The sequence below is a fragment of the Mesorhizobium sp. WSM2240 genome, from assembly GCF_040438645.1.
Lineage (GTDB): Bacteria > Pseudomonadota > Alphaproteobacteria > Rhizobiales > Rhizobiaceae > Allomesorhizobium.
The window spans coordinates 2,052,011-2,077,191 of the sequence record NZ_CP159253.1 but is presented as its reverse complement, the minus strand read 5'-3'; the positions used below and the strand labels follow the sequence as shown (position 1 = coordinate 2,077,191).

Annotated in this window: 20 protein-coding genes and 3 tRNA genes; 5 read left to right on the top strand and 18 right to left on the bottom strand. The window is 61.6% G+C overall.

The window, feature by feature from the left end:
• Nucleotides 1-25: 25 nt before the first annotated feature.
• From tuf (ABVK50_RS09880) to rpsL, 4 genes are all read right to left on the bottom strand, one after another.
• Nucleotides 26-1,201 (bottom strand): elongation factor Tu, encoded by a 1,176-nt coding sequence (gene tuf, locus ABVK50_RS09880; protein ID WP_353641728.1) that lies wholly within the window; start codon nucleotides 1,199-1,201, stop codon nucleotides 26-28.
• Nucleotides 1,202-1,265: 64 nt separating this feature from the next.
• Nucleotides 1,266-3,356: an elongation factor G gene (gene fusA / locus ABVK50_RS09875; protein WP_353641729.1), complete on the bottom strand. Its 2,091-nt coding sequence runs from the start codon at nucleotides 3,354-3,356 to the stop codon at nucleotides 1,266-1,268.
• A 32-nt stretch (nucleotides 3,357-3,388) separates the two neighbouring features.
• On the bottom strand, nucleotides 3,389-3,859 hold the full coding sequence (gene rpsG / locus ABVK50_RS09870; RefSeq protein ID WP_353641730.1) for a 30S ribosomal protein S7: 471 nt from the start codon (nucleotides 3,857-3,859) through the stop codon (nucleotides 3,389-3,391).
• Nucleotides 3,860-3,911: 52 nt separating this feature from the next.
• Nucleotides 3,912-4,283, bottom strand: coding sequence for a 30S ribosomal protein S12 (gene rpsL / locus ABVK50_RS09865; protein ID WP_008837709.1), 372 nt, complete (start codon nucleotides 4,281-4,283; stop codon nucleotides 3,912-3,914).
• A gap of 483 nt (nucleotides 4,284-4,766) precedes the next feature.
• Between rpsL and ABVK50_RS09860 the strand changes: the two genes are divergently transcribed.
• The gene (locus ABVK50_RS09860) at nucleotides 4,767-5,048 is read left to right on the top strand and encodes a transcriptional regulator (protein WP_353641731.1); all 282 of its coding nucleotides are present in this window, start codon (nucleotides 4,767-4,769) and stop codon (nucleotides 5,046-5,048) included.
• 96 nt (nucleotides 5,049-5,144) lie between these two features.
• On the opposite strand, the gene rpoC is transcribed toward ABVK50_RS09860, so the two are convergent.
• The 10 genes from rpoC to ABVK50_RS09810 form a co-directional block, all read right to left on the bottom strand.
• Nucleotides 5,145-9,341, bottom strand: coding sequence for a DNA-directed RNA polymerase subunit beta' (gene rpoC / locus ABVK50_RS09855; protein WP_353641732.1), 4,197 nt, complete (start codon nucleotides 9,339-9,341; stop codon nucleotides 5,145-5,147).
• A gap of 182 nt (nucleotides 9,342-9,523) precedes the next feature.
• The gene (rpoB, locus tag ABVK50_RS09850) at nucleotides 9,524-13,660 is read right to left on the bottom strand and encodes a DNA-directed RNA polymerase subunit beta (protein ID WP_353641733.1); all 4,137 of its coding nucleotides are present in this window, start codon (nucleotides 13,658-13,660) and stop codon (nucleotides 9,524-9,526) included.
• Nucleotides 13,661-13,868: 208 nt separating this feature from the next.
• On the bottom strand, nucleotides 13,869-14,246 hold the full coding sequence (gene rplL, locus ABVK50_RS09845) for a 50S ribosomal protein L7/L12 (RefSeq protein WP_353641734.1): 378 nt from the start codon (nucleotides 14,244-14,246) through the stop codon (nucleotides 13,869-13,871).
• A gap of 52 nt (nucleotides 14,247-14,298) precedes the next feature.
• Nucleotides 14,299-14,817 carry a 50S ribosomal protein L10 gene (gene rplJ, locus ABVK50_RS09840; protein WP_353641735.1) on the bottom strand — a complete coding sequence of 173 codons (519 nt, stop codon included), beginning with the start codon at nucleotides 14,815-14,817 and terminating at the stop codon, nucleotides 14,299-14,301.
• A gap of 381 nt (nucleotides 14,818-15,198) precedes the next feature.
• Nucleotides 15,199-15,897 carry a 50S ribosomal protein L1 gene (rplA, locus tag ABVK50_RS09835; RefSeq protein WP_353641736.1) on the bottom strand — a complete coding sequence of 233 codons (699 nt, stop codon included), beginning with the start codon at nucleotides 15,895-15,897 and terminating at the stop codon, nucleotides 15,199-15,201.
• A 4-nt stretch (nucleotides 15,898-15,901) separates the two neighbouring features.
• Nucleotides 15,902-16,330, bottom strand: a complete 429-nt coding sequence (gene rplK / locus ABVK50_RS09830) for a 50S ribosomal protein L11 (protein ID WP_165033477.1) — start codon at nucleotides 16,328-16,330, stop codon at nucleotides 15,902-15,904.
• A gap of 163 nt (nucleotides 16,331-16,493) precedes the next feature.
• Nucleotides 16,494-17,021 carry a transcription termination/antitermination protein NusG gene (nusG, locus tag ABVK50_RS09825; protein WP_353641737.1) on the bottom strand — a complete coding sequence of 176 codons (528 nt, stop codon included), beginning with the start codon at nucleotides 17,019-17,021 and terminating at the stop codon, nucleotides 16,494-16,496.
• Between the two features lie 26 nt (nucleotides 17,022-17,047).
• Nucleotides 17,048-17,251, bottom strand: coding sequence for a preprotein translocase subunit SecE (gene secE, locus ABVK50_RS09820; protein ID WP_040586979.1), 204 nt, complete (start codon nucleotides 17,249-17,251; stop codon nucleotides 17,048-17,050).
• Between the two features lie 303 nt (nucleotides 17,252-17,554).
• A tRNA-Trp gene (locus ABVK50_RS09815) sits at nucleotides 17,555-17,630 on the bottom strand.
• A 78-nt stretch (nucleotides 17,631-17,708) separates the two neighbouring features.
• Entirely contained in the window at nucleotides 17,709-18,578 is an 870-nt protein-coding gene (locus tag ABVK50_RS09810; protein WP_353641738.1) for a 3-deoxy-manno-octulosonate cytidylyltransferase, read from the bottom strand.
• A gap of 200 nt (nucleotides 18,579-18,778) precedes the next feature.
• Between ABVK50_RS09810 and ABVK50_RS09805 the strand changes: the two genes are divergently transcribed.
• Both ABVK50_RS09805 and ABVK50_RS09800 read left to right on the top strand, forming a co-directional pair.
• A complete protein-coding gene (locus tag ABVK50_RS09805; protein WP_353641739.1) occupies nucleotides 18,779-19,816 on the top strand; it encodes a glycosyltransferase family 2 protein in 1,038 nt (345 codons plus the stop codon).
• 106 nt (nucleotides 19,817-19,922) lie between these two features.
• A complete protein-coding gene (locus ABVK50_RS09800; protein WP_353641740.1) occupies nucleotides 19,923-21,041 on the top strand; it encodes a glycosyltransferase in 1,119 nt (372 codons plus the stop codon).
• 32 nt (nucleotides 21,042-21,073) lie between these two features.
• Here ABVK50_RS09800 and ABVK50_RS09795 read toward each other — a convergent pair whose 3' ends face one another.
• Both ABVK50_RS09795 and tuf (ABVK50_RS09790) read right to left on the bottom strand, forming a co-directional pair.
• Nucleotides 21,074-21,931: a hypothetical protein gene (locus tag ABVK50_RS09795; protein WP_353641741.1), complete on the bottom strand. Its 858-nt coding sequence runs from the start codon at nucleotides 21,929-21,931 to the stop codon at nucleotides 21,074-21,076.
• A gap of 141 nt (nucleotides 21,932-22,072) precedes the next feature.
• Nucleotides 22,073-23,248, bottom strand: coding sequence for an elongation factor Tu (gene tuf, locus ABVK50_RS09790; RefSeq protein WP_353641728.1), 1,176 nt, complete (start codon nucleotides 23,246-23,248; stop codon nucleotides 22,073-22,075).
• A 212-nt stretch (nucleotides 23,249-23,460) separates the two neighbouring features.
• Between tuf (ABVK50_RS09790) and ABVK50_RS09785 the strand changes: the two genes are divergently transcribed.
• On the top strand, nucleotides 23,461-23,844 hold the full coding sequence (locus tag ABVK50_RS09785; protein WP_353641742.1) for a VOC family protein: 384 nt from the start codon (nucleotides 23,461-23,463) through the stop codon (nucleotides 23,842-23,844).
• 9 nt (nucleotides 23,845-23,853) lie between these two features.
• On the opposite strand, the gene ABVK50_RS09780 is transcribed toward ABVK50_RS09785, so the two are convergent.
• Both ABVK50_RS09780 and ABVK50_RS09775 read right to left on the bottom strand, forming a co-directional pair.
• Nucleotides 23,854-23,927: transfer RNA gene (locus tag ABVK50_RS09780), tRNA-Gly, on the bottom strand.
• Between the two features lie 76 nt (nucleotides 23,928-24,003).
• A tRNA-Tyr gene (locus tag ABVK50_RS09775) sits at nucleotides 24,004-24,088 on the bottom strand.
• Between the two features lie 202 nt (nucleotides 24,089-24,290).
• Between ABVK50_RS09775 and ABVK50_RS09770 the strand changes: the two genes are divergently transcribed.
• On the top strand, nucleotides 24,291-25,148 hold the full coding sequence (locus tag ABVK50_RS09770) for an RNA methyltransferase (protein WP_353641743.1): 858 nt from the start codon (nucleotides 24,291-24,293) through the stop codon (nucleotides 25,146-25,148).
• The last annotated feature ends 33 nt before the right edge of the window (nucleotides 25,149-25,181 follow it).

The window sequence follows — 25,181 nt, the reverse complement described above, 5'->3', positions numbered from 1 at the left end:
CCGCCCGCGACAGATCGGTTATTTGTTATTCGGTGATCGTCACGACGACGCCGGCGCCGACGGTGCGGCCGCCTTCGCGGATGGCGAAGCGCAGCTTCTCCTCCATGGCGATCGGCACGATCAGCTCGACATCGACCGTCACATTGTCGCCCGGCATCACCATTTCGGTGCCTTCGGCCAGCGACACGATGCCGGTCACGTCCGTCGTGCGGAAGTAGAACTGCGGACGGTAGTTGGTGAAGAACGGCGTGTGGCGCCCGCCCTCCTCCTTGGTCAGGATGTAGGCCTCGGCCTTGAACTTCTTGTGCGGCTTGACCGAGCCGGGCTTGGCCAGAACCTGGCCGCGCTCGACGCCCTCGCGGTCGACGCCGCGCAACAGCGCGCCGATATTGTCGCCGGCCTGGCCCTGGTCGAGCAGTTTTCTGAACATCTCAACGCCCGTGCAGGTCGTCTTGGTGGTTGGGCGGATGCCGACGATCTCAAGCTCCTCGCCGACCTTGACCACGCCGCGCTCGACGCGCCCGGTCACCACCGTGCCGCGGCCCGAGATCGAGAACACGTCCTCGATCGGCATCAGGAAAGGCTGGTCGATCGGGCGCTCCGGCGTCGGGATGTAGCTGTCGACGGCTTCCATCAGCTCGCGGATCGCATCCTCGCCGATCTTCTTGTCCGAATCCTCGAGAGCGGCCAGAGCCGAACCCTTGATGATCGGAATGTCGTCGCCGGGGAACTCGTTCTTCGACAGGAGCTCGCGCACCTCCAGCTCGACCAGCTCAAGCAGCTCGGCGTCGTCGACCTGGTCGACCTTGTTAAGAAACACAACGATCGAAGGCACGCCGACCTGGCGGGCAAGCAGGATGTGCTCGCGGGTCTGCGGCATCGGGCCGTCGGCGGCCGAAACCACCAGGATCGCGCCGTCCATCTGCGCCGCGCCCGTGATCATGTTCTTCACATAGTCGGCGTGGCCGGGGCAGTCGACATGCGCATAGTGCCGGTTCGGCGTCTCGTATTCGACATGCGCCGTCGAGATCGTGATGCCGCGCGCCTTCTCCTCCGGCGCCGCGTCGATCTGGTCGTAGGCCTTGTACTCGCCGAAATACTTGGTGATCGCAGCCGTCAGCGACGTCTTGCCGTGGTCGACATGGCCGATCGTGCCAATGTTCACATGCGGCTTCGTGCGCTCGAATTTACTCTTGGCCATGTGAGGTCTCCATTCCTAGCCCGGTTAAGGCAACTGATTAAGCGACTGACGCAGTTCCCTGGAACTACGCGTATTTCTTCTGGACTTCCTGAGCCACCGCGGTCGGCACCGGCTCATAGTGGTCGAACTGCATCGTGTACTGGGCGCGGCCCTGCGACATCGAACGCAGATTGTCGACGTACTTGAACATGTTGGCCAGCGGCACCATCGCGTTGACGACGACGGCGACACCGCGGGTCTCCTGACCCTGGATCTGGCCGCGGCGGGAGTTCAAATCGCCGATGACGTTGCCGACATAATCTTCCGGCGTCACCACCTCGACCTTCATGATCGGCTCGAGCAGCTGCACACCAAGCTTCGGCGCAGCTTCACGGAAGCAGGCGCGGCCAGCGATTTCGAACGCCAGAACCGACGAGTCGACATCGTGGAAGGCGCCGTCGATGAGAGTGGCCTTCACGCCGATCATCGGGAAGCCGGCGAACGGGCCCGACGACATGACGCTGTTGATGCCCTTCTCGACGCCGGGGATGTACTCCTTCGGCACGGCGCCGCCGACGATCTTCGATTCGAACTGGAACTCGGTGCTTTCCGGATCCGGCTCGAAGAGCAGCTTGACACGGGCGAACTGGCCGGTACCGCCGGTCTGCTTCTTATGGGTGTAGTCCTGCTCGTGCGAGCGGGTGATCGTCTCGCGATAGGCCACCTGCGGCGCGCCGACATTGGCCTCTACCTTGAACTCGCGGCGCATGCGGTCGACGATGATGTCGAGGTGCAGTTCGCCCATGCCGGCAATGATGGTCTGGCCGGATTCTTCGTCGGTCTTGACGCGGAAGGACGGATCCTCAGCAGCCAGGCGATGAAGAGCAAGACCCATCTTTTCCTGGTCGTTCTTGGTCTTCGGCTCGATGGCGATCTGGATAACCGGATCGGGGAATTCCATGCGCTCGAGGATCACCGGATGGGCCGGATCACACAGCGTATCGCCGGTGGTCGTGTCCTTGAGACCAGCCAGCGCCACGATGTCGCCGGCGTAAGCCTCGTCGATGTCCGCGCGGGAGTTCGCATGCATCTGCAGCATGCGGCCGATGCGCTCTTTCTTGCCCTTGACCGTATTGTCGACCGACGCGCCCTTGGTGAGCTTGCCCGAATAGATGCGGGCAAAGGTCAGCGAACCGACGAACGGGTCGTTCATGATCTTGAAGGCCAGCATCGACAGCGGTTCGCTATCATCGGCATGGCGCTCGATCTCGGCATCGGTCTTGGCGTCGACGCCCTTGATCGCCGGCACGTCGAGCGGCGAAGGCAGGTATTCCACGACGGCGTCGAGCAGCGGCTGCACGCCCTTGTTCTTGAAGGCCGAGCCGCAGAACATCGGGAAGAACTTCACCGCGATGGTGCCCTTGCGGATCAGAGCGCGGATCTCGTCGTTCGACGGCATCTTGCCTTCGAGGTAGTTCTCGAGCGCGGTCTCGTCCATTTCGACGGCGGCTTCGATCATCTTCTCGCGGAATTCTTCGGCGCGCGCCTTGAGGTCGGCCGGAATCTCGACAACGTCCCAGGCAGCGCCCAGAGACTCGTCGCGCCATACCAGCGCGTTCATCTCGACGAGGTCGACGACGCCCTTGAACTCGGTCTCGGCGCCGATCGGCAACTGCATGACGACGGCCTGCGCACCGAGGCGCGAGCCGATCATCTCGACCGAGCGATAGAAGTCGGCGCCGACCTTGTCCATCTTGTTGCAGAAGATCATGCGCGGGACGCGGTACTTGTCGGCCTGGCGCCAGACAGTCTCGGTCTGCGGCTCTACGCCGGCATTCGCATCGAGCAGCGCGATCGCGCCGTCGAGAACGCGCAGCGAACGCTCCACCTCGATGGTGAAGTCGACGTGGCCGGGCGTGTCGATGATGTTGAAGCGGCGCAGCTTGCCGTCACGACCCTTCCAGAAGGTCGTGGTCGCGGCTGAGGTGATGGTGATGCCGCGCTCCTGCTCCTGTTCCATCCAGTCCATGGTCGCGGCGCCGTCATGGACTTCGCCGATCTTGTGCGATTTGCCGGTATAATAGAGCACGCGCTCCGTGGTCGTGGTCTTGCCGGCGTCGATGTGCGCCATGATGCCGAAGTTGCGATAGTCTTCGATCTTGTATTCGCGTGCCATGGTGGATGCCTCTCAGTCTCTTTTCCGCGCGCTTACCAGCGATAGTGCGCGAAGGCGCGGTTGGCTTCCGCCATCTTGTGGGTGTCTTCACGTTTCTTGACGGCAGTGCCGCGATTGTTCGCAGCATCCATCAGTTCGCCCGAAAGACGCTCGACCATGGTGGTTTCGTTGCGGTTGCGCGCAGCCGTGATCAGCCAGCGGATGGCGAGCGCCTGACGGCGCTCGGGGCGCACGTCGACCGGAACCTGGTAGGTGGCGCCGCCGACACGACGCGAACGCACTTCCACATGCGGCGCGACATTGTCGAGCGCCTGATGGAACACCGTCACCGGCTCCTGCTTGGTCTTGGCCTGAACCTGGTCGAGCGCGCCATAGACGATGGTCTCAGCGACCGACTTCTTGCCGTGATACATGACGGCGTTCATGAACTTGGTGACGATCAGGTCGCCGAACTTAGGGTCCGGGTTAATCTCACGCTTTTCTGCACTGTGACGTCGGGACATGGTTCTCGTCTCTCAACTGCAAAGCTCGGCGGCGAAGCCTGAGCCTGTAACCTTACTTCGGACGCTTGGCGCCGTACTTCGAACGGCGCTGCTTGCGGTTCTTCACGCCCTGCGTGTCGAGCACGCCGCGGATGATGTGATAGCGCACGCCCGGAAGATCCTTCACGCGGCCGCCGCGGATCATCACCACGGAGTGCTCCTGAAGGTTGTGGCCTTCGCCGGGGATGTAGCCGATCACCTCGAAGCCGTTGGTCAGGCGGATTTTCGCGACCTTGCGGAGCGCGGAGTTCGGCTTCTTCGGCGTCGTCGTGTAGACGCGCGTGCAGACGCCCCGCTTCTGCGGATTGGCCTGCATGGCCGGAACCTTATTGCGCTTCACCGGCGCTATGCGCGGCTTGCGGATCAGCTGGTTGACGGTAGGCATTAAACCCTCTTGTCTCTAATTCCGTGTCTCGAGCCCATTCACGGGCGGCTTCAAGCGTCGTTTCCATACGCAAATTCAGGCCCCAAACCGCTAATCGCGGTCCTGCCCGAACAAAAAAGCAGAGGAAGCGGAAGCCGCTTCATGCACGCCGGAAATGTGTTTTCGCTCTTAAAACGAACCTTGTTTGAGGCAAACTCCGGGGCGCGACGCCCTGGAAAGCCAAACCTCACATCGGTTCAGACGCCGCGGGTAATACTCGCAACACCCCGTACCGTCAACCCCGCATCGGAGATAATCTTAGCGAAACCGGGACTTTGCCGACGACACCGGCAGCCGCGACATTATCTTTCGTCATTTCGCAGTTGCGAAATAGAAAGTGACGCGGTTTTGTCTGTCAGTCGGCGGAGCTTCATGCAAAAACCCGCTTCAGGGCGTCAGATAGGCGCTTGCGGCCTTCGGGACAAGAGAATCGGGAATCACAACATGAACGACAATGAGGAAAGGCCGGTCACCATCATCACCGGGCGGGTGTGGCGCAGGAAGGGCGGCAAGTCCGATGGCGTGCATGTGATGCTGGTCGCGCCGGACGACGATTCCGCCGTGCGGACGGCGCTCGGGGCGCTCGCCAAGGAGGGCTACGCCGAAGCCGAGCTCGACCAGATCGGCGACATGCAGGGCGAACCCGACGAGGAGCCGCATCTCTCGGCCTGGCAGGGCGCGCTGGAGGGCGAAGTGTCGATCGTGACGTTCAAGGAGAGTGTTTGAGCGCCTTGAGACGACAGCCCCTGCCGATAGAATGCAAAAAAACATAAAAGCCGCCGGGTCGCCCCGGCGGCTTTTCGTTCCTGATGAACCCCGCGATTATTCCGCGGCGTTGGTCATGTCGGCCAGCATCGGCTCGGCCGTCTCGGCGCCCGACGACTTGCGTCGCTCGTCGATGATCAGCTCGTCGCGCGAGGTCGCGATGCGCCGGATCTGGCTCATCTGCCCGCCCGTGCCCGCCGGGATGAGGCGGCCGACGATGACGTTTTCCTTGAGACCCTGGAGCATGTCGGTCTTGCCGGCCACCGCGGCTTCCGTCAGCACCCGCGTCGTCTCCTGGAAGGAGGCGGCGGAGATGAAGGACGGCGTCTGCAGCGAGGCCTTGGTGATGCCGAGGAGCACCGGCTGGCCTTCGGCGGGCTTCTTGCCCTCCTCGACCAGGCGATCGTTGATCTCTTCCAGCTCGATCACGTCGACGTGGTCGCCCGGAATGTAGGTCGAGTCGCCCTGCGCGGTGATCTCGACCTTCTGCAGCATCTGGCGAACGATCACCTCGATGTGCTTGTCGTTGATCAACACGCCCTGCAACCGGTAGACCTCCTGGATCTCGTTGACGAGGTAGGAAGCCAGAGCCTCCACGCCCTTGATCGCCAGGATGTCGTGCGGCGCCGGGTTGCCGTCGAGGATGTAGTCGCCCTTCTCGATAGCGTCACCGTCCTGGAGATGGAACGGCTTGCCCTTCGGGATCAGGTATTCGACCGGCTCGAGCGTCGAGTCATGCGGCTCGATGATGATGCGGCGCTTGTTCTTGTAGTCGCGGCCGAACCGGATCGTGCCGTCGATCTCGGCAATGATGGCGTGATCCTTCGGACGGCGTGCCTCGAAGAGCTCGGCCACACGCGGCAGACCGCCGGTGATGTCCTTGGTCTTCGCGCTTTCCATCGGAATACGCGCAATCACGTCGCCCGGACGCACCATCGCGCCGGGTTCCACCGACAGGATCGCCTCGACCGAGAGCAGGAAGCGGGCTTCGCCGCCCTTGGCGAGCTTGCCGACCTTGCCCTTGGCGTCATGGATGGCGATCGCCGGCTTGAGATCCGAGCCGCGCGGCGTCGAGCGCCAGTCAATGACCTCGCGCTTGGTGATACCGGTCGACTCGTCGGCCGTTTCCTGCACGGAGATGCCGTCGACCAGATCCTCGAACACCACCCTGCCCTCGATTTCGGTGAGGATCGGACGGGTGTACGGGTCCCACTCGGCGATGCGCTGGCCTCGCTTCACCTTGTCGCCATCGTCCACGAAGATGCGAGAGCCATAAGTGACGCGGTGCGTGGCGCGCTCTTTGCCGGCTTCGTCGAGGATCAGGACCGCCATGTTGCGGCCCATGACCATCAGCTGGCCGTCGGAATTGCGAACCACGTTACGGTTGCGGATCTCGACCGTGCCCTCATACGACGCTTCCAGGAACGAACTGTCGACGACCTGCGCCGTGCCGCCCATGTGGAAGGTGCGCATGGTGAGCTGCGTGCCCGGCTCTCCGATCGACTGCGCCGCGATGACGCCAACGGCTTCGCCCTGGTTGACGGGCGTGCCGCGAGCCAGGTCGCGACCGTAGCAGACCGCGCAAACGCCGGTCCTGACCTCGCAGGTCAGCGCCGAGCGGATGCGCACCGACTGGATGCCGGCCTTTTCGATCTGCTCGATGTCGCGCTCATCCATCAGCGTGCCCGCCTTGACGATCAGATCGCCCGTGATCGGGTGATTGATGTCGTCGAGCGCGGTGCGGCCGAGGATGCGCTGGCCGAGCGACGCGACCACCTGGCCAGCATCGACGATCGGCTGCATGGTCAGGCCCTTCTCGGTGCCGCAGTCGATCGAGTTGACGATGCAGTCCTGCGCCACGTCGACGAGGCGGCGGGTCAGGTAGCCGGAGTTCGCGGTCTTCAGCGCGGTGTCCGCGAGGCCCTTGCGGGCGCCGTGGGTCGAGTTGAAGTATTCAAGAACGGTCAGACCTTCCTTGAAGTTCGAGATGATCGGCGTCTCGATGATCTCGCCCGAAGGCTTGGCCATCAGGCCGCGCATGCCGGCAAGCTGGCGCATCTGGGTCGGAGACCCGCGGGCGCCGGAGTGGCTCATCATGTAGATCGAGTTCATCGGCTTCTGACGGCCGTTCTCCTCGAACTCGACCGCCTTGATGCGGGCCATCATCTTGTCGGCGACCTTTTCCGAGCACTTGGCCCAGGCGTCGACCACCTTGTTGTACTTCTCGCCCTGGGTGATCAGACCGTCATTGTACTGCTGCTCGTATTCCTTCGCGAGCGTGTCGGTCTGCGCGATCAGTTCCGCCTTGTCCTCGGGGATCAGCATGTCGTCCTTGCCGAACGAAATGCCGGCCTTGCAAGCGTGGCTGAAGCCGAGCGCCATGATGCGGTCGCAGAAAATGACCGTCTCCTTCTGACCGCAGTGACGATAGACGGTGTCGATCATCTTGGAGATGTTCTTCTTGGTCATCTCCTGGTTGGCGATCTCGAACGGCACGTTGACGTTCTTCGGCAGAAGCTCGCCGATGATCATGCGGCCGGGCGTCGTGTCGTAGATCTTCGACACGACGTTGCCTTCCGCATCCACGGTCCGGAAGCGGCCCTTGATCTTGGCGTGCAGCGTCACCGCCTTGGTCTCGAGCGCGTGCTGGAGTTCGCCCATGTCGGCAAACACCATGCCCTCGCCCGGCTCGTTCTGATTGACGATCGACAGGTAGTAGAGGCCAAGCACCATGTCCTGCGACGGCACGATGATCGGTGCGCCGGAAGCAGGATGCAGGATGTTGTTGGTCGACATCATCAGCACGCGGGCTTCAAGCTGAGCCTCGAGCGACAGCGGCACGTGAACGGCCATCTGGTCGCCGTCGAAGTCAGCATTGAATGCGGTGCAGACCAGCGGGTGAAGCTGGATCGCCTTGCCTTCGATCAGGATCGGCTCGAACGCCTGGATGCCGAGGCGGTGCAGCGTCGGCGCGCGGTTGAGCAGCACCGGATGCTCGCGGATAACCTCGTCGAGGATATCCCAGACTTCCGGCTTTTCCTTCTCGACCAGTTTCTTCGCCTGCTTGACGGTCGAGGAGTAACCTTTGGCGTCGAGACGGGCGTAGATGAACGGCTTGAACAGTTCGAGCGCCATCTTCTTCGGCAGGCCGCACTGGTGCAGCTTGAGCTCCGGACCGGTCACGATGACCGAGCGGCCGGAATAGTCGACGCGTTTGCCGAGTAGGTTCTGACGGAACCGGCCCTGCTTGCCCTTCAGCATGTCCGACAGCGACTTCAGCGGGCGCTTGTTGGCGCCGGTAATGACGCGGCCGCGGCGGCCATTGTCGAACAGCGCGTCGACGGCCTCCTGCAGCATGCGCTTTTCGTTGCGGATGATGATGCCCGGCGCGCGCAGCTCGATCAGCCGCTTCAGACGGTTGTTGCGGTTGATGACGCGGCGGTAGAGATCGTTCAGATCGGACGTGGCGAAGCGGCCGCCATCCAACGGGACGAGCGGGCGCAGGTCCGGCGGGATCACCGGCACGACCTTCATGATCATCCATTCCGGACGATTGCCGGATTCCATGAAGTTCTCGACGACCTTCAGCCGCTTCAGATACTTCTTCTGCTTCAGCTCCGACGTGGTCGAGGCAAGCTCGGAGCGCAAATCGCCCGCGATCTTCTCCAGGTCCATGCCGGCAAGCAGGTCATGGATGGCTTCAGCGCCGATCATGGCGGTGAACTGGTCCTCGCCATACTCGTCGACGGCGATCATGTACTCTTCTTCGGAAAGAAGCTGGTGCTCCTTGAGCGCCGTCAGGCCCGGCTCGGTGACGATGTAGTTCTCGAAATAGAGAACCCGCTCGATGTCCTTGAGCGTCATGTCGAGCAGGGTGCCGATGCGGGAGGGCAGCGACTTCAGGAACCAGATATGGGCGACCGGCGCGGCGAGTTCGATATGGCCCATGCGCTCGCGCCGCACGCGCGACAAGGTGACCTCGACGCCGCACTTCTCGCAGATGACGCCCTTGTACTTCATGCGCTTGTACTTGCCGCACAGGCACTCGTAGTCCTTGATCGGGCCGAAAATACGCGCGCAGAACAGGCCGTCGCGCTCTGGCTTGAATGTGCGGTAGTTGATCGTTTCAGGCTTCTTGATCTCGCCGAACGACCAGGACAGAATCTTTTCCGGGCTGGCGAGCGAAATCCGGATGGAATCGAACACCTGCGCCGGGGCGTTGTTGTTGAAGAGATTCATGACCTCTTGGTTCATGCCGTTCTCCTTGTGGGACCGAATGGTCCCTTTCGAACAATTGTGGGCGATTTCACCCCTTGGCGATCCGCTCTGGCGCTGCCGCTTCGCTGGCGCAGCCGGATCCGTGCAGTCGGTCGCCGGGCGACCGGATATCTAGGCGACGCAGCCGCGGAGTGAACCTCCGCGGCGCGCATTTTTTCTTACTCCGCAGCGTCGGGCAGACGCGCCGGCAGCTCGTCGATCCTGGTGTTTTCCAGTTCGACATTGAGGCCGAGCGAGCGCATTTCCTTGACGAGAACGTTGAAGCTCTCGGGAATACCCGCCTCGAAGCTGTCGTCGCCGCGGACGATCGCTTCGTAGACCTTGGTGCGGCCCGCCACGTCGTCCGACTTCACGGTCAGCATTTCCTGCAGCGTGTAGGCGGCACCGTAGGCTTCGAGCGCCCAGACCTCCATTTCGCCGAAGCGCTGGCCGCCGAACTGCGCCTTGCCGCCCAGCGGCTGCTGGGTGACGAGCGAGTATGGCCCGATAGAGCGCGCGTGGATCTTGTCGTCGACCAGATGGTGAAGCTTGAGCATATATATGTAGCCCATCGTCACTTTGCGATCGAACGGCTCACCGGTGCGCCCGTCATAGAGCTGCGACTGGCCGCTGGTGTGAAGGCCCGCCCGTTCCAGCATCTCGTTGATGTGGACCTCGTGCGCGCCGTCGAACACCGGCGTGGCGATCGAAACGCCGCGCTTCATCTGCTCGCCGAGGCGAACGATCGACTCGTCGTCGAAGTTGCGCACCGGCTCGTTGCGGTCGTTTTCCGGGATCAGGTTCTCGATCTCGGCCCTCAGCGGCTTGATGTTGCCGTCCGCCTTGTAGGCTTCGATCATCTCGCCGATCTTGCGGCCCATTCCGGCGCAGGCCCAGCCCAGATGCGTCTCCAGGATTTGGCCGACATTCATGCGCGAAGGCACGCCCAACGGGTTGAGCACGATGTCCGCATGCGTGCCGTCCTCGAGGAACGGCATGTCCTCGACCGGAACGATCCGCGAAACGACGCCCTTGTTGCCGTGACGGCCGGCCATCTTGTCGCCGGGCTGCATCTTGCGCTTCACGGCCACGAAGACCTTGACCATCTTCATGACGCCGGGCGGCATCTCGTCGCCGCGCTGCACCTTCTCGACCTTGTCCATGAAGCGCTGCTCGAGCGCCTTCTTGGAATCGTCGTACTGGCCGCGCAGTGCCTCGAGTTCGCTTTGCAGCTTCTCGTCCTCGATGGCGAACTGCCACCACTGCGAACGCGGGTACTCGCCGAGCGTCTCCCTGGAGAGCTTGGAGCCCTTCTTGAAGCCCTTCGGCCCTGCGATCGCTTCCTTGCCGTCAAGCATGTCGGAAAGGCGCGAATAGACGTTGCGATCGAGGATCGCCTGCTCGTCGTCGCGGTCCTTCGCCAGACGCTCGATCTCCTCGCGCTCGATCGCCATTGCGCGCTCGTCCTTCTCCACGCCGTGGCGGTTGAAGACGCGCACTTCGACGACCGTGCCGTAAGTGCCGGGCGGCATACGCATGGAGGTGTCGCGGACATCCGAAGCCTTCTCGCCGAAGATGGCGCGCAGGAGCTTTTCCTCTGGCGTCATCGGGCTTTCGCCCTTCGGCGTGATCTTGCCGACCAGGATATCTCCCGGCAGCACTTCCGCGCCGATATAGACGATGCCGGCTTCGTCGAGGTTTTTCAGCGCTTCTTCCGAGACGTTCGGAATGTCGCGCGTGATTTCCTCAGGCCCGAGCTTGGTATCGCGGGCCATGACCTCGAACTCCTCGATGTGGATCGAGGTGAAGACGTCGTCCGACACGATTTTCTCGGAGAGAAGGATCGAGTCCTCGTAGTTGTAGCCGTTCCACGGCATGAACGCGACGAGCACGTTGCGGCCGAGCGCCAGATCGCCGAGATCGGTGGACGGACCGTCGGCGATGATGTCGCCCTTGTTGACGCGGTCGCCCATGCGGACCAGCGGACGCTGGTTGATGCAGGTGTTCTGGTTCGAACGCTGGAACTTCATCAGCCGGTAGATGTCGACGCCGGACTTGCCCGGATCGAGATCTTCCGTCGCGCGGATGACGATACGTGTCGCGTCGACCTGGTCGACGATGCCGCCGCGGCGGGCGCCGATGGCGGCGCCCGAGTCACGGGCGACGATCGGCTCCATGCCGGTGCCGACGAACGGCGCTTCGGCGCGCACCAGCGGCACGGCCTGACGCTGCATGTTCGAGCCCATCAGAGCGCGGTTGGCGTCGTCGTTCTCCAGGAACGGGATCAGTGCGGCGGCGACCGAGACCAACTGCTTCGGCGACACGTCCATCAGGTCGACGTTTTCGCGCGGCGCCATCATCACCTCGCCGGCGTGCCGGCAGATGACGAACTCGTCCACGAAGCGGCCGTCCTTATCAAGCTGGGCGTTGGCCTGCGCGACATAGTGCTTGGACTCTTCCATGGCGCTGAGGTAGCTGACGTCCATCGTCACCTTGCCGTCGACGATCTTGCGGTACGGCGTCTCGATGAAGCCGTACTTGTTAACGCGAGCAAACGTGGCCAAGCTGTTGATAAGGCCGATGTTTGGTCCTTCCGGCGTCTCGATCGGGCAGATGCGGCCGTAATGCGTCGGATGCACGTCGCGCACCTCGAAGCCAGCGCGCTCGCGGGTCAGACCGCCGGGTCCAAGAGCCGAAAGGCGGCGCTTGTGGGTGATCTCCGACAGCGGGTTGGTCTGGTCCATGAACTGCGAGAGCTGCGAGGAACCGAAGAACTCGCGCACGGCGGCGGCGGCCGGCTTGGCGTTGATCAGGTCCTGCGGCATGACGGTGTCGATCTCGATCGACGACATGCGCTCCTTGATCGCGCGCTCCATGCGGAGCAGCCCGACGCGGTACTGGTTTTCCATGAGCTCGCCGACCGAGCGCACCCGGCGATTGCCAAGATTGTCGATATCGTCGATCTCGCCCTTGCCGTCGCGCAATTCGACCAGCGTCTTGACCACGGCGAGGATGTCCTCCTTGCGCAGCACGCGCACGGTGTCCTCGGCCTTGAGATCGAGGCGCATGTTCATCTTGACGCGACCGACAGCCGAGAGGTCGTAGCGGTCGGCGTCGAAGAACAGCGAGTTGAACATCGCCTCGGCGGTGTCGATCGTGGGCGGCTCGCCCGGGCGCATGACGCGGTAGATGTCGAACAGCGCGTCCTGACGGCTCTCGTTCTTGTCGACGGCGAGCGTGTTGCGGATATAGCCGCCGACATTGATGTGGTCGATGTCGAGGACCTGGAATTCCTCTGCGCCCGTCGAGAGCAGGACCTTCAATGTCTTCTCGTCAATCTCGTCGCCGGCCTCGAGATAGATCTCGCCTGTCGCATGATTGACGATGTCTTCGGCGAGATAGCTGCCGTAGAGGTCGTCCTCGGTCGCCTTGATCGCCTTCAGGCCCTTGTCGGCAAGCTGCTTGGCCTGGCGCGCGGTGATCTTCTTGCCCTGCTCGACAACGATTTCGCCCGTATCGGCATCAACCAGGTCGTTCACGGCCTTGAGGCCGCGGAAACGATCGATGGAGAACGGGATGCGCCAATGGTCACCCGAACGCCGGTACTCGATCTTATTGTAGAAGGTCGACAGGATTTCCTCGGCGTCCATGCCGAGCGCCATCAGCAGCGACGTCACCGGGATCTTGCGGCGGCGGTCGATGCGGGCGTGCACGACGTCCTTGGAATCGAACTCGATATCGAGCCACGAGCCGCGATAGGGGATGACGCGCGCGGCAAACAGGAGCTTGCCCGAGGAGTGCGACTTGCCCTTGTCGTGGTCGAAGAAGACGCCCGGCGAGCGGTGCATCTGCGAGACGATGACGCGCTCGGTGCCGTTGATGATGAAGGTGCCGTTCAAGGTCATGAGCGGCATGTCGCCCATGTAGACATCCTGCTCCTTGATGTCCTTGATGGACTTCGCGCCCGTATCCTCGTCGATATCGAACACGATCAGGCGCAGCGTCACCTTCAGTGGCGCGGCATAGGTCAGGTCGCGCTGACGGCATTCGTCAACGTCGAATTTCGGTCCCTCGAATTCGTACTTCACGAATTCCAGCATCGACGAGCCGGAAAAATCGGAAATCGGGAAGACCGACTTGAAAACGGCCTGCAGTCCCTCGTCCGGACGGCCGCCCTTGGGCTCGTCCACCATCAGGAACTGGTCATAGGATGCCTTCTGAACCTCGATCAGGTTCGGCATCTCCGCAACTTCCGGTATGTTTCCGAAGAATTTGCGTACGCGTCTGCGGCCATTGAAAGTCTGGGTCTGGGCCATCGTCGCTCCTTGCTGCCTCTCTTGGGGCGCGCCTTAGCCGGGCTCGCCTTGCAATTTTTCGACCGCCTGCGCAGGCGGTCCGTCCAGAAACGGGTGAAAACCCGTTTCCTCAGAGCCGATTCCGGCCCTCAGGAAAGAGGTTTTCCAATACTTGTCCCGTCGCGGGGACCGGCGGACGGCTTTTGGCCGCCCGCCGAACTCGCAACGCTTACTTCAGTTCGACCTTGGCGCCGGCTGCTTCCAGCTGGGCCTTGATCTTGTCGGCGTCCGCCTTGTTGACGCCTTCCTTGACCGGCTTCGGAGCGGCCTCCACCAGATCCTTGGCTTCCTTCAGGCCAAGACCGGTGATGGCTCGCACTTCCTTGATCACATTGATCTTCTGGGCGCCGGCATCGGCGAGAACGACGTCGAATTCGGTCTTCTCTTCGACCGGAGCAGCAGCGGCGGCGCCACCGCCGGCAGCGGCGACGGCAACCGGAGCCGCGGCCGAAACGCCCCACTTCTCTTCAAGCAGTTTCGACAGTTCGGCCGCCTCGAGGACGGTCAGCTTCGAAAGGTCGTCTACGATCTTTGCGAGATCAGTCATTTTTCAGTTCCTTCTAAAAAGTTCGAACGATTGTTGATAGCGAGGAACGGCCTCATGCCGCCTCGTCCTTCCGGGCGTAGGCGCCGAACACGCGGGCAAGCTGGGCTGCCGGCGCGTTGACGACCTGGGCGATCCTGGTTGCCGGGGTGGCGATCATGCCAACCAAGCGCGCGCGAAGCTCGTCGAGCGACGGGAGCGTGGCCAAGGCCTTCACACCGTCGGCGTTGAGCGCGGTCGAGCCCATTGCGCCGCCGAGAATGATCAGCTTGTCATTCCCCTTGGCGAAATCGGACGCGACCTTAGGCGCTGTAATCGGATCGTCCGAATAGGCAACCAGCGTCTGTCCGATGAACAGATCCTGGATTCCTTCGGATTCCGTGCCCTGAAGAGCGATTCTGGCGAGACGGTTCTTCGCGACTTTGACGGTGCCGCCCGCAGCGCGCATTTTCGACCGGAGGTCGTTCATTTGCGCAACGGTGATACCGGCATAGTGGGCCACGACGACTGAACCCGCGTTCGAGAACGCTTCATTCAGGCCCGTGACGAGTTCGCGTTTTTCCGCTCTGTCCACTGCCTATCTCCAGTTGACGGCCGTTTCCCTGTGAAACGGCTGTCGGGTTGCCTTTTGCCGGGCGGGCTATCCAGAACTTCCAGATCTCCCGAACGGCGCTTGAGGATCCTGCCCCCTTTCGCCACACCGGCCCGATTGCTTGGGTTTCGGTGCGCAGACAAAAGGCAAACACGGTTCGAACCTTTCAGCGGAGCATTCGCTCTCTTGTCAGGTCTTCACCCGTCTCATGCAGGCTTGAAGTGATTAAGGCTCAAGCCGCCTGCAATCTCGGACAGGATGTCCGGAAGCCTTGGCTCCCGGACTCCAGGCCCTCCAATCTCTTGGAGGCCCCGGAATTCTTTCGTGGACCAGCCTCTTGCCTGCTGATCCTAATGCGCTGCGTCAGGCCGCGCTGATGGTCGCCAGATCGACCTTCAGGCCAGGGCCCATGGTCGAGGTTACCGACACCTTCTTGAGATAGACGCCCTTGGCGCCCGTCGGCTTGGCCTTGTTCACCGCGTCGGTGAAGGCGCGGATGTTTTCCTCCAGCGCCTTGACGTCGAACGACACCTTGCCGACGCCGCCATGCACGATGCCGGCCTTCTCGACGCGAAACTCGACGGCGCCGCCCTTGGAGGCCTTCACGGCTCCGGCGATGTCGGCGGTCACGGTGCCGACCTTCGGGTTCGGCATCATGCCGCGCGGGCCGAGGACCTTGCCGAGACGGCCGACCAGCGGCATCATGTCCGGCGTGGCGATGCAGCGGTCGAAATTGATTTCGCCCTTCTGCACGATCTCGACCAGGTCTTCCGCGCCGACGATATCGGCGCCGGCTGCGCGGGCTTCATCGGCCTTCTCGTTGCGGGCGAACACCGCAACACGCACGGTGCGGCCGGTGCCGTTCGGCAGGTTGACCACGCCGCGGACCATCTGGTCGGCATGGCGCGGGTCGACGCCGAGGTTCATCGCCACTTCAACGGTCTCGTCGAACTTGACGGTCGAGCGGTCCTTCAGGAGCTTGATCGCCTCCGACAGGGCATAGGCCTTGTTGCGGTCGATGCCTTCGCGGGACTTGGTTACGCGCTTTGCAACTTTTGCCATGATCTCAGCCCACCACTTCCAGGCCCATGGAGCGGGCGGAGCCCTCGACCATGCGCATTGCCGCGTCAACGTCGTTTGCGTTCAGGTCCTTCATCTTGGCGGTCGCGATCTCGCGCACCTTGTCGCGCGAAACCGTGCCGGCCCTGACCTTGCCCGGCTCCTTGGAGCCCGACTTCAGGTTCGCGGCCTTCTTCAGGAAGTAGCTCACCGGCGGCGTCTTCATGACGAAGGTGAACGACTTGTCCTGGTAATAGGTGATCACGACCGGAACGGGCGAGCCCTTTTCCATTTCCTGCGTCTGGGCGTTGAACGCCTTGCAGAATTCCATGATGTTGATGCCACGCTGACCAAGCGCCGGGCCGATCGGGGGCGACGGCGTCGCCGAACCCGCGGAAACCTGGAGCTTGAGCTGGCCCGCAACTTTCTTAGCCATCTCTTTCCTGCCTTGTTTTCATGCCGGACTTGCCGGCGGTTGCAGTCTGGTGGTCCGGTCGCCGCGGCCGGCTAAGTCCGCGTCTTCCTCCCACCGCTTCGGCAGCGAAGCTCGTTGCCCGCCGCCTGCCGGGATTGCCTGAAGGGCAAACCGGCAAATCGGATCAGCTCTTCTCGACCTGTCCGAATTCGAGATCGACGGGCACGGCACGCCCGAAGATCGAAACCTCCACCTTGAGCCGCGCCCGCTCCTCGTCCACTTCCTGGACAAAGCCGTTGAACGAGGCGAACGGGCCGTCCGAAACCCGGATCTGCTCGCCGATCTCGAAGGTGACCGACGGCTTTGGCCGCTCGACGCCCTCCTGGACCTGATGCAGGATACGCTCGGCTTCCTTGTCGCTAATCGCGACCGGCTTGGAATCGCCTAGAAACCCGGTCACTTTCGGCGTGTTCTTGATCAGCGAGAACACCGCGTCGGTCAGCGTCGCACGCACCAGCACATAGCCCGGAAAGAACTTGCGCTCAGCGTCGACCTTGCGGCCGCGGCGCACCTCGACAACCTTCTCGGTCGGCACGATGATCTGCTCGATCAGATCGCCGAGGCCCTTCTGCTTGGCCTTGTTCTCAATGTCTTCGGCGACCTTCTTTTCGAAGTTCGAATAGGCGTGGACGATGTACCAGCGCGCAGTCATCAAAAAACTCTCCGTATTCGCCGGTATCAGCGGCCGATGCCGAGGATCAGCTCGACCCCGAGGGCCATCACCTGGTCTGCGGCGAAGAAGAAGATCATCGCGATGACCGCGAAAACCAGAACCATGATAGTCGAAATCACCGTCTCGCGCCGCGACGGCCAAGTCACTTTCGCCGTCTCCGACCTTACCTGCTGGAGGAAGGTGAAGGGGTTGGTGGTTTTCGATGCCATGTGCCGCCTGCTTTCAAGGCCGGCGAAGCCGGGCCTTTGGATGTTCCCGTTGGCCGGGAGATGCCGCTGCATGGTACCGGAACCCGGCGAATCGCCGTTTATGTTCCGCCCATACATTTCGGACGCGTAAAGCCGGATCGCCAGCTCCACGCGTCGCGTGTCTGTTACACCTACATAAAACCGATTCCCCGGCAGCGCAAGTGCCAAAAAATCCGTCCTACTTGCCAAACGCACAATTCCGGAACCATCCAATCGTCCCGCAACCGGCTATGTCTTTCATTTCATGGCGGCGTGACCGCCGCCTGGCAGGGGCAACAGGGCTCGAACCTGTGACCTGCGGTTTTGGAGACCGCCGCTCTACCAACTGAGCTATACCCCTAGCGCGGACACCGATTAGTAAGTTGCGTCCGATTTTGCAAGTCTCTTCTCGCCCGCTTCTCTTCCAGCCGAAACGGCGTCAGCTCTTGTTGTTCAGGCTGTTGAGGTTTTCAAGGAGACGCGCCCGCTCCTTGGCCTTCCAGGATTGCGGCCGCAGCGACCGCACGAAATCCCGGACGGCGAGTTGTATACGCAATCCGGAATAAATATGATCTATCACTCGGTTGGTTCCGGCCAGACGATGCGATAATACCTCAGCTGCCGTAATGGAAAGGTCGCCTGGCGAGATATCGGAAAAGCGGGCAAGCAGCGAGTTGACCGGCCAGGCGTCGGAGAACTTACCATAGCGGTATTCATGCAGTTTTCCCATTTTGTAGAGCAGGTTCAACACGATCTGCTCCCAAGTCCAATCGTGCCCGTCATAGACCCGCCACTCGGCTTCACGTACCCCTGAAAAACCGGACAGGAAAATGGGCAAAGAAAGCTTCTGCTCCGCCAGCCATACAGCCACCGCAAAGCCGGTGCTCGGCATCCGGCGGCCAATAGGGTACATCTGCTGGGCCCATTCCACGAGGTCGAGGAACCCGACCGGATTACCCTTGAACTCCTCCGGCTTGCTGAACAATTCACGGGCTTCCGCCCGCACGTTCAAAATGCCATGGAATTTTGGGCCCTTCAGCAACGACAGGACGTCGTCAAGCTCTTTGCGGTAAATAAGGCTGGCCCCAACCGGTGAGGACCGCGAGATCAAAATGCAATCGCGGTCGAAGCGACGGTCAAGTATGCGATAAACGCGGTTGAAGAACACAAACAGCGGCCGGCCCGTAATCTCCGGCGCTGCCAGCACCCCCGCAGCATCACGGCTGTTGGCCACAAGGACAATGGCATCGAAGCTCGAAAAGAAGCCCTGCGGATCGGAACACAGCTGCGATATGCCTGAATTTGTCATGCCTTCCCGCTATCACCTAGACAACAAACATGCCTTCCCGCTATCGCCTAGACAACAAAAACGCAACTCCGTAAACGGACAGCCTTCTTTTGCCGTGGACACGCCTGCGAACGGGCATTGGGACGTACTCTGCCAGAGTTCCCGCTCACATTTGGCGGTGAGCAAGAGACGGGTGGCGAATAGAACGGAAGGCTGAAGACATGGACTATCCCGTGGAGCATCCCGGAGCCTGGAAATCGCTTGAAACCGTTTCAGTCATCGATAGGGTCATGGCGGTTCTTCGGACCTTGCGCCATCGGCGCCGAGGGAGACGCTATTCCCGACCTGCCCTGTCAGCCCTGAACATCGCTTCGGCGTCACTCGGCCAGACCGAGCCAGTCTTGATTTGCGTGACCAAGGATGCCGCAAAATACCTGCCGTCGCTTCTTCGACACTACCGACATTTGGGCGTGACGCGTTTTGGGTTCGTGGACGACCGCTCATGCGACGATACCCGGGCCATCCTGCTGGCGCAGGATGATGTCGACTTGTTTGAATCCGACGTAGGCTTCAAATCAGCAAACGGCGGAAATATCTGGCGCGACATGCTGGTTGAGCATTATGGCCGCAACCGTTGGTTTCTCTCGATCGACTGTGACGAATACCTGGTCTATCCAGGGTACGAAAACCGGCCGCTGGCGAGCTTCATCAATGATCTTGAGCGAAGGAAGCTGAAGCGCGCCCATGCGGCGATGATCGACATCTATCCCGACTCTCCGCTCGGCGCCCCAAGATCGGTCGCCGCCCTCGACGCGCCTCCAACCGCCACATCCCCGCTTTACGACGGCTCCAACTACACGATCGGCCACGAAATGTTTGGCACTGCCGTGCGCGGCGGTCCGCGTAAGCGTCTGTACGGTGTGGAGATGCGCATGACTAAATTTCCGCTTATTTATGCCGACAAGGCTACCCAGTTCGCCGGTGGCAGCCACCACGGTCCGCTGCCGCTTACCCGCAACTTCGGCCCCGTACACGCCGTACTCCTCCATCATAAATTTCCGGCCGGCGCGGTTGAAGATTTTCGGGAGATCGCGAGGCGCGGGACGCATTCAGGCAAATCCGCGTTCTATAAGACGATCGTTGCTCGGTCGGATTTTTCGGACGAAGCCGATCTGCGCTACGCGAATTCCCGTGCATTTGAAGGCTCGCACAAACTTGTGCAGGAAGGATTTATGCAGGATCTGCGCACCACAGGTTGAATACTAGGCTCCGGCACTTAATCCGACTGCATTGTCGATAGTTTCTTGCTGGCGCTGCCGGTTGAATGTAATTCTGGGGAGGAGTATCCAGCCCAGCGAGGCTTCTATGCTGAAAATCCCCGACACCAACCCTTCTCTTGCCCTCCCTCTGAAGCCGGATGGTACGCCCGTGCGCGTACTTTACGCGCTTGATCAGTTCCCGCAACTTTCCGAGTCCTATATCGATGCGGAAATAAACCGGATGCAGAGCTGGGGATTCCACATCGAAGTCTGGTCGAACAAGGATCCGAAGTCGGAAGGCGGCGAGTGCGACGTTACCATCCACCGCGGGAAGCTGGAAGACGCCATCGCTAAGGTGAAGCCAGACATCGTTCACACCCACTGGACCAAAAGTGCGATCAAATACCGCGACGCGGCCAAGCGCATGCGCAAACCAATGACCGCGCGCGGTCACTGGCATTTCATACCGGATCAGCTCGTCAAGCTGGAGAAAGACAACACAATCGTCCGCCTGTACATGTTCCCCCACTTGGCCAAGCGATACGGCAGCATTGCCAGCAAGATTCGCCCAATGCACGCGTGTTTCCACGAGGAATGGCTTGCACCCAAAGTTGAAAAGAACCGTCGGATGATCGTGCGTACCGCGGCTTGTAAGAAGAGCAAGGATCTCGACTGCTTTATTCGGATCGCCAGCCGCTTGAACGGCTATCGCTGTGTGCTCGTTCTTTGCAGCTTGGGCCCTAACGACCATTACCGTGAACTGGAACAACTCAACCGCGATCTTGGCAGCCCGGTCGAGATGGTGCGCGACATCACCCACCGTGAGGTCGCTGCCTATCTGGCCGAGGCTGGTATCTATCTCCATACCTACAACCCCGACGTGTCATTTGGAATGCCCGTATCCATCGCAGAGGCCATGGCGGCGGGATGCACGGTCTTCGCCCGCGACGTCGACGGGGCTCGCGCCTTTCTGGGCAACGCGGGAAAGGTTTATGCCGACGAGGATCAAGCCGTGCAACTTATCAAAGCGACCGAAAAGTGGTCAGATGAGGAGTGGGCTCAAGCTGCGGCGCGATCCACGCAACGGGCCTGGAGCGATTTCGACGATCGGCAAGTTCTTCTGCCACTTCGACAGTCATGGATTGAGATCGCTTCCCAAATTCCATCTGGAAACCAGTGGTCGCCACTGGGGAGGATCAAGCGCTGGTTCGGCCTCGCGGCCTGAAATCGGAACGCAATGGGAGAGTTGGCCCTCAGTTAACGACCGCCCTTCGCCCGGCCGGTTAACCGCAGATAGGCGAGATAAGCTGGCGACAGGTAGCGATCGGCATAGGCTGCCATGCGCCCTTTCCGTCCACCTTTGAAGTGCAGTAGACGCGCGCCCGGACGAAACAAGCCGAGCTTCAGAAATAACCTGCGCGGCGTGTGGTTGAAGACCTGTGCGGGCGCGAAGCGCACCACCAACCCGCTACGCTCGACCACTCTGATCTGAGTGATTCGGCGCACGGGCGGATCTAGCAACTGCTTTAGCGCGGTTTGGTCGCCGTCCCACCGTCTTTCGGCTGCCGGGAGACGCTCGTAACACCTTACCAAGTCATCAAAGAACGACGCTACACTATCATGCCGCGTGGTATCGACGATAATCAGCCCACCATTGATCGGAGCCGGAAGTATTTGGCGTATCGTGACGGAAAGGTCCGCCCCCGGCGTCAGCAATTCATCGAACCGCCGAATCACCAGCATGTCGGTGTCGAGAAACACGATCCTGGTTCCCGACTCGACCGATTTCACATGGTCACGATACGCCAGCGTCCGTTCGAACATTATCTGCTGAAGGTTGATCGGACGAGACTTTCGCCCGATCCAACCAGGGAGCGTCGCCCTATCGCCTTCAGGATTGGTAAGCAGTAAAATTTCAGCCTCGGGATAGTGCAGACGTACGGAGCGCGCCGCGAGCTGGATCTGTTCTTCGGCGGCAGGGTCCGAAGCCGCAAAGGCATGAAACATCACCATCTGCAGCTTGGAAGTATGAGCGTCATTGGCACCGCTTTGAATGATGCCGGTCACTTCTGCCAATGGCATGTACCTCAAACGAGAGGCGATGAGTGATTTCATCGCCTCGCTCGGCCTTCAAGCCAACGCTGCTCTTGCTCGACGAGCGTCACGGCCACGCTGGATATTCTGGCCGTTCATTCGTCTTTTCCTTGTTCTGGCGCGGCGCGGGCGAAGTCCCGCCCGCGACAGATCGGTTATTTGTTATTCGGTGATAGTCACGACGACGCCGGCGCCGACGGTGCGGCCGCCTTCGCGGATGGCGAAGCGCAGCTTCTCCTCCATGGCGATCGGCACGATCAGCTCGACATCAACCGTCACATTGTCGCCCGGCATCACCATTTCGGTGCCTTCGGCCAGCGACACGATGCCGGTCACGTCGGTCGTGCGGAAGTAGAACTGCGGACGGTAGTTGGTGAAGAACGGCGTGTGGCGCCCGCCCTCCTCCTTGGTCAGGATGTAGGCCTCGGCCTTGAACTTCTTGTGCGGCTTGACCGAGCCGGGCTTGGCCAGAACCTGGCCGCGCTCGACGCCCTCGCGGTCGACGCCGCGCAACAGCGCGCCGATATTGTCGCCGGCCTGGCCCTGGTCGAGCAGTTTTCTGAACATCTCAACGCCCGTGCAGGTCGTCTTGGTGGTTGGGCGGATGCCGACGATCTCAAGCTCCTCGCCGACCTTGACCACGCCGCGCTCGACGCGCCCGGTCACCACCGTGCCGCGGCCCGAGATCGAGAACACGTCCTCGATCGGCATCAGGAAGGGCTGGTCGATCGGACGCTCCGGCGTCGGGATGTAGCTGTCGACGGCTTCCATCAGCTCGCGGATCGCGTCCTCGCCGATCTTCTTGTCCGAATCTTCGAGAGCGGCCAGAGCCGAGCCCTTGATGATCGGAATGTCGTCGCCGGGGAACTCGTTCTTCGACAGGAGCTCGCGCACCTCCAGCTCGACCAGCTCAAGCAGCTCGGCGTCGTCGACCTGGTCGACCTTGTTAAGAAACACAACGATCGAAGGCACGCCGACCTGGCGGGCAAGCAGGATGTGCTCGCGAGTCTGCGGCATCGGGCCGTCGGCGGCCGAAACCACCAGGATCGCGCCGTCCATCTGCGCGGCGCCGGTGATCATGTTCTTCACATAGTCGGCGTGGCCGGGGCAGTCGACATGCGCATAGTGCCGGTTCGGCGTCTCGTATTCGACATGCGCCGTCGAGATCGTGATGCCGCGCGCCTTCTCCTCGGGCGCCGCGTCGATCTGGTCGTAGGCCTTGTACTCGCCGAAATACTTGGTGATCGCAGCCGTCAGCGACGTCTTGCCGTGGTCGACATGGCCGATCGTGCCAATGTTCACATGCGGCTTCGTGCGCTCGAATTTACTCTTGGCCATTGTATTCTTTCCTTGGCAACAGGGATTAGCTCGTTCGAATGCGGGGCGATTAGCGAGAACAGCCAAAAAAGACAAGTGCCTTTTGGCCGGGCTTCCCGTCGCTCTGGAAATCGGCTCCGCAGCCGAAAGCGGCTATATAGTGTCGGCGGCTCCGAGCGGAAGGCCCCACCCGCCTAGGCGCTGACGTATAAGTATTCCAGGAGGCATCCAGCATGAACCTCTTCAAAGGCATCAATGTCGTATCGATCCCGGTCAGCGATCTCGACCGCGCCCGCGATTTCTATCGCAATGTTCTCGGGTTCGGCGAGCCGCTCTACGATCTGCCGGAAGCCGGCTGGATCGAGTTCTCGTCAGGCCGCGAGGGCGCGGGCAACGTCTCGGTCACGCTGGCCGAACCGGGCTGGCGGCCGTCGACCGGAACGACGCTGGTGCTCGATGTGGAAGATTGCCACGCGGCCGTCGAGGAGCTTCGCCGCCGCGGTGTGACCTGCGACGACCCGCAGGTCTTTCCGGGCTATGTCACCTTCGCCAGTTTTCACGATCCGTTCGGTAACCGCCTGCAGATGTGCAGTCCGGATGCGGTCTTACGTTCATAAGGGGGATTTTGGAGCGGGTGAAGGGAATCGAACCCTCGTATTCAGCTTGGAAGGCTGCTGCTCTACCATTGAGCTACACCCGCGCCGTGCTGTCTTCGCATGATCCGTTCCGAAAAGCGATACCGCTTTCGGACCGTCACTGGGCTTCCGGGCCGGCAGTGGTGGAGAGGGTTGGATTCGAACCAACGTAGGCTGAGCCAACGGATTTACAGTCCGTCCCCTTTAACCACTCGGGCACCTCTCCAAACTGCTGCCGGGAGCCATGCTGCGAGGCATTTTTTCGCGGGACCGGCAACAAGATCAATGACCTGCCCGGCATCGCGAAGCGCCTTATGGCGGCACGACAAAATCCTGTCAACCGCAGGGCAGGCATTTCGCCGCGAAATTCCGCCGGCTTGGTTTGCTCCGCCTATCCAAAGCGCCGGGCCGCGGATATAGGAACGGCCATGAGCGACGACAAGAAAGCCAAAACGCCCAAGGACACGCATTACGCCAAGCTGCGGCGGACTTTCCGCGACCAGAAGGCGGGCGGTCCCCCGGCCTTTCGTCCGCGCCCTTCCACTCCGCCCGGCGAGCCAGCTGCCGACGGCCTGCTCAGGCTCTACGGCTTGCATACGGTGCGCGCGGCGATCGATAATCCGCGCCGCAAGATCAAAAGGATGCTGGTGACCCGCAACGCCGCCGAGCGGCTGGAGATCGGCGACATCGCAGCCCTGCCCTTCCCGGCCGAGATCGTCGAGCCGCGCGATATCGACAAGATCACCGGCAGCGACGCCGTACATCAGGGCGTGCTCATCGAGGCCGAGCCGCTGAAGCCGAAGCGGCTCGACGCGCTCGGCAACACGAAACTGGCGCTGGTGCTCGATCAGGTGACGGACCCGCACAATGTCGGCGCGATCATGCGCTCGGCGGTCGCTTTCGGCGCAGGCGCCCTGATCACGACGGCGCGGCACAGCCCGCAGGAATCCGGCGTGCTGGCCAAGGCAGCGTCGGGTGCGCTGGAACATATCGACCAGATCGAGGTGAAGAACCTCGCCGACGCTCTCGGCCAGCTACATGACGCAGGCTTCCAGACGATCGGGCTCGATTCGGACGGACCGGCCGAACTGGAGCCAAGTTTTTCCGGCGGAAAAATTGCGCTCGTGCTCGGCGCCGAGGGAAAGGGCCTGCGCCAGCGGACGCGCGAGACCGTGACCACACTTGCCCGTCTCGACATGCCTGGCGCGATCCGCTCGCTCAACGTCTCGAATGCCGCGGCGGTGTCGCTTTACGCGGCAAGGCGCTGGCTAAAGACGGCCGGATAGGGCCCTGTGAACAAATTTCATCGGCCGGCAGGC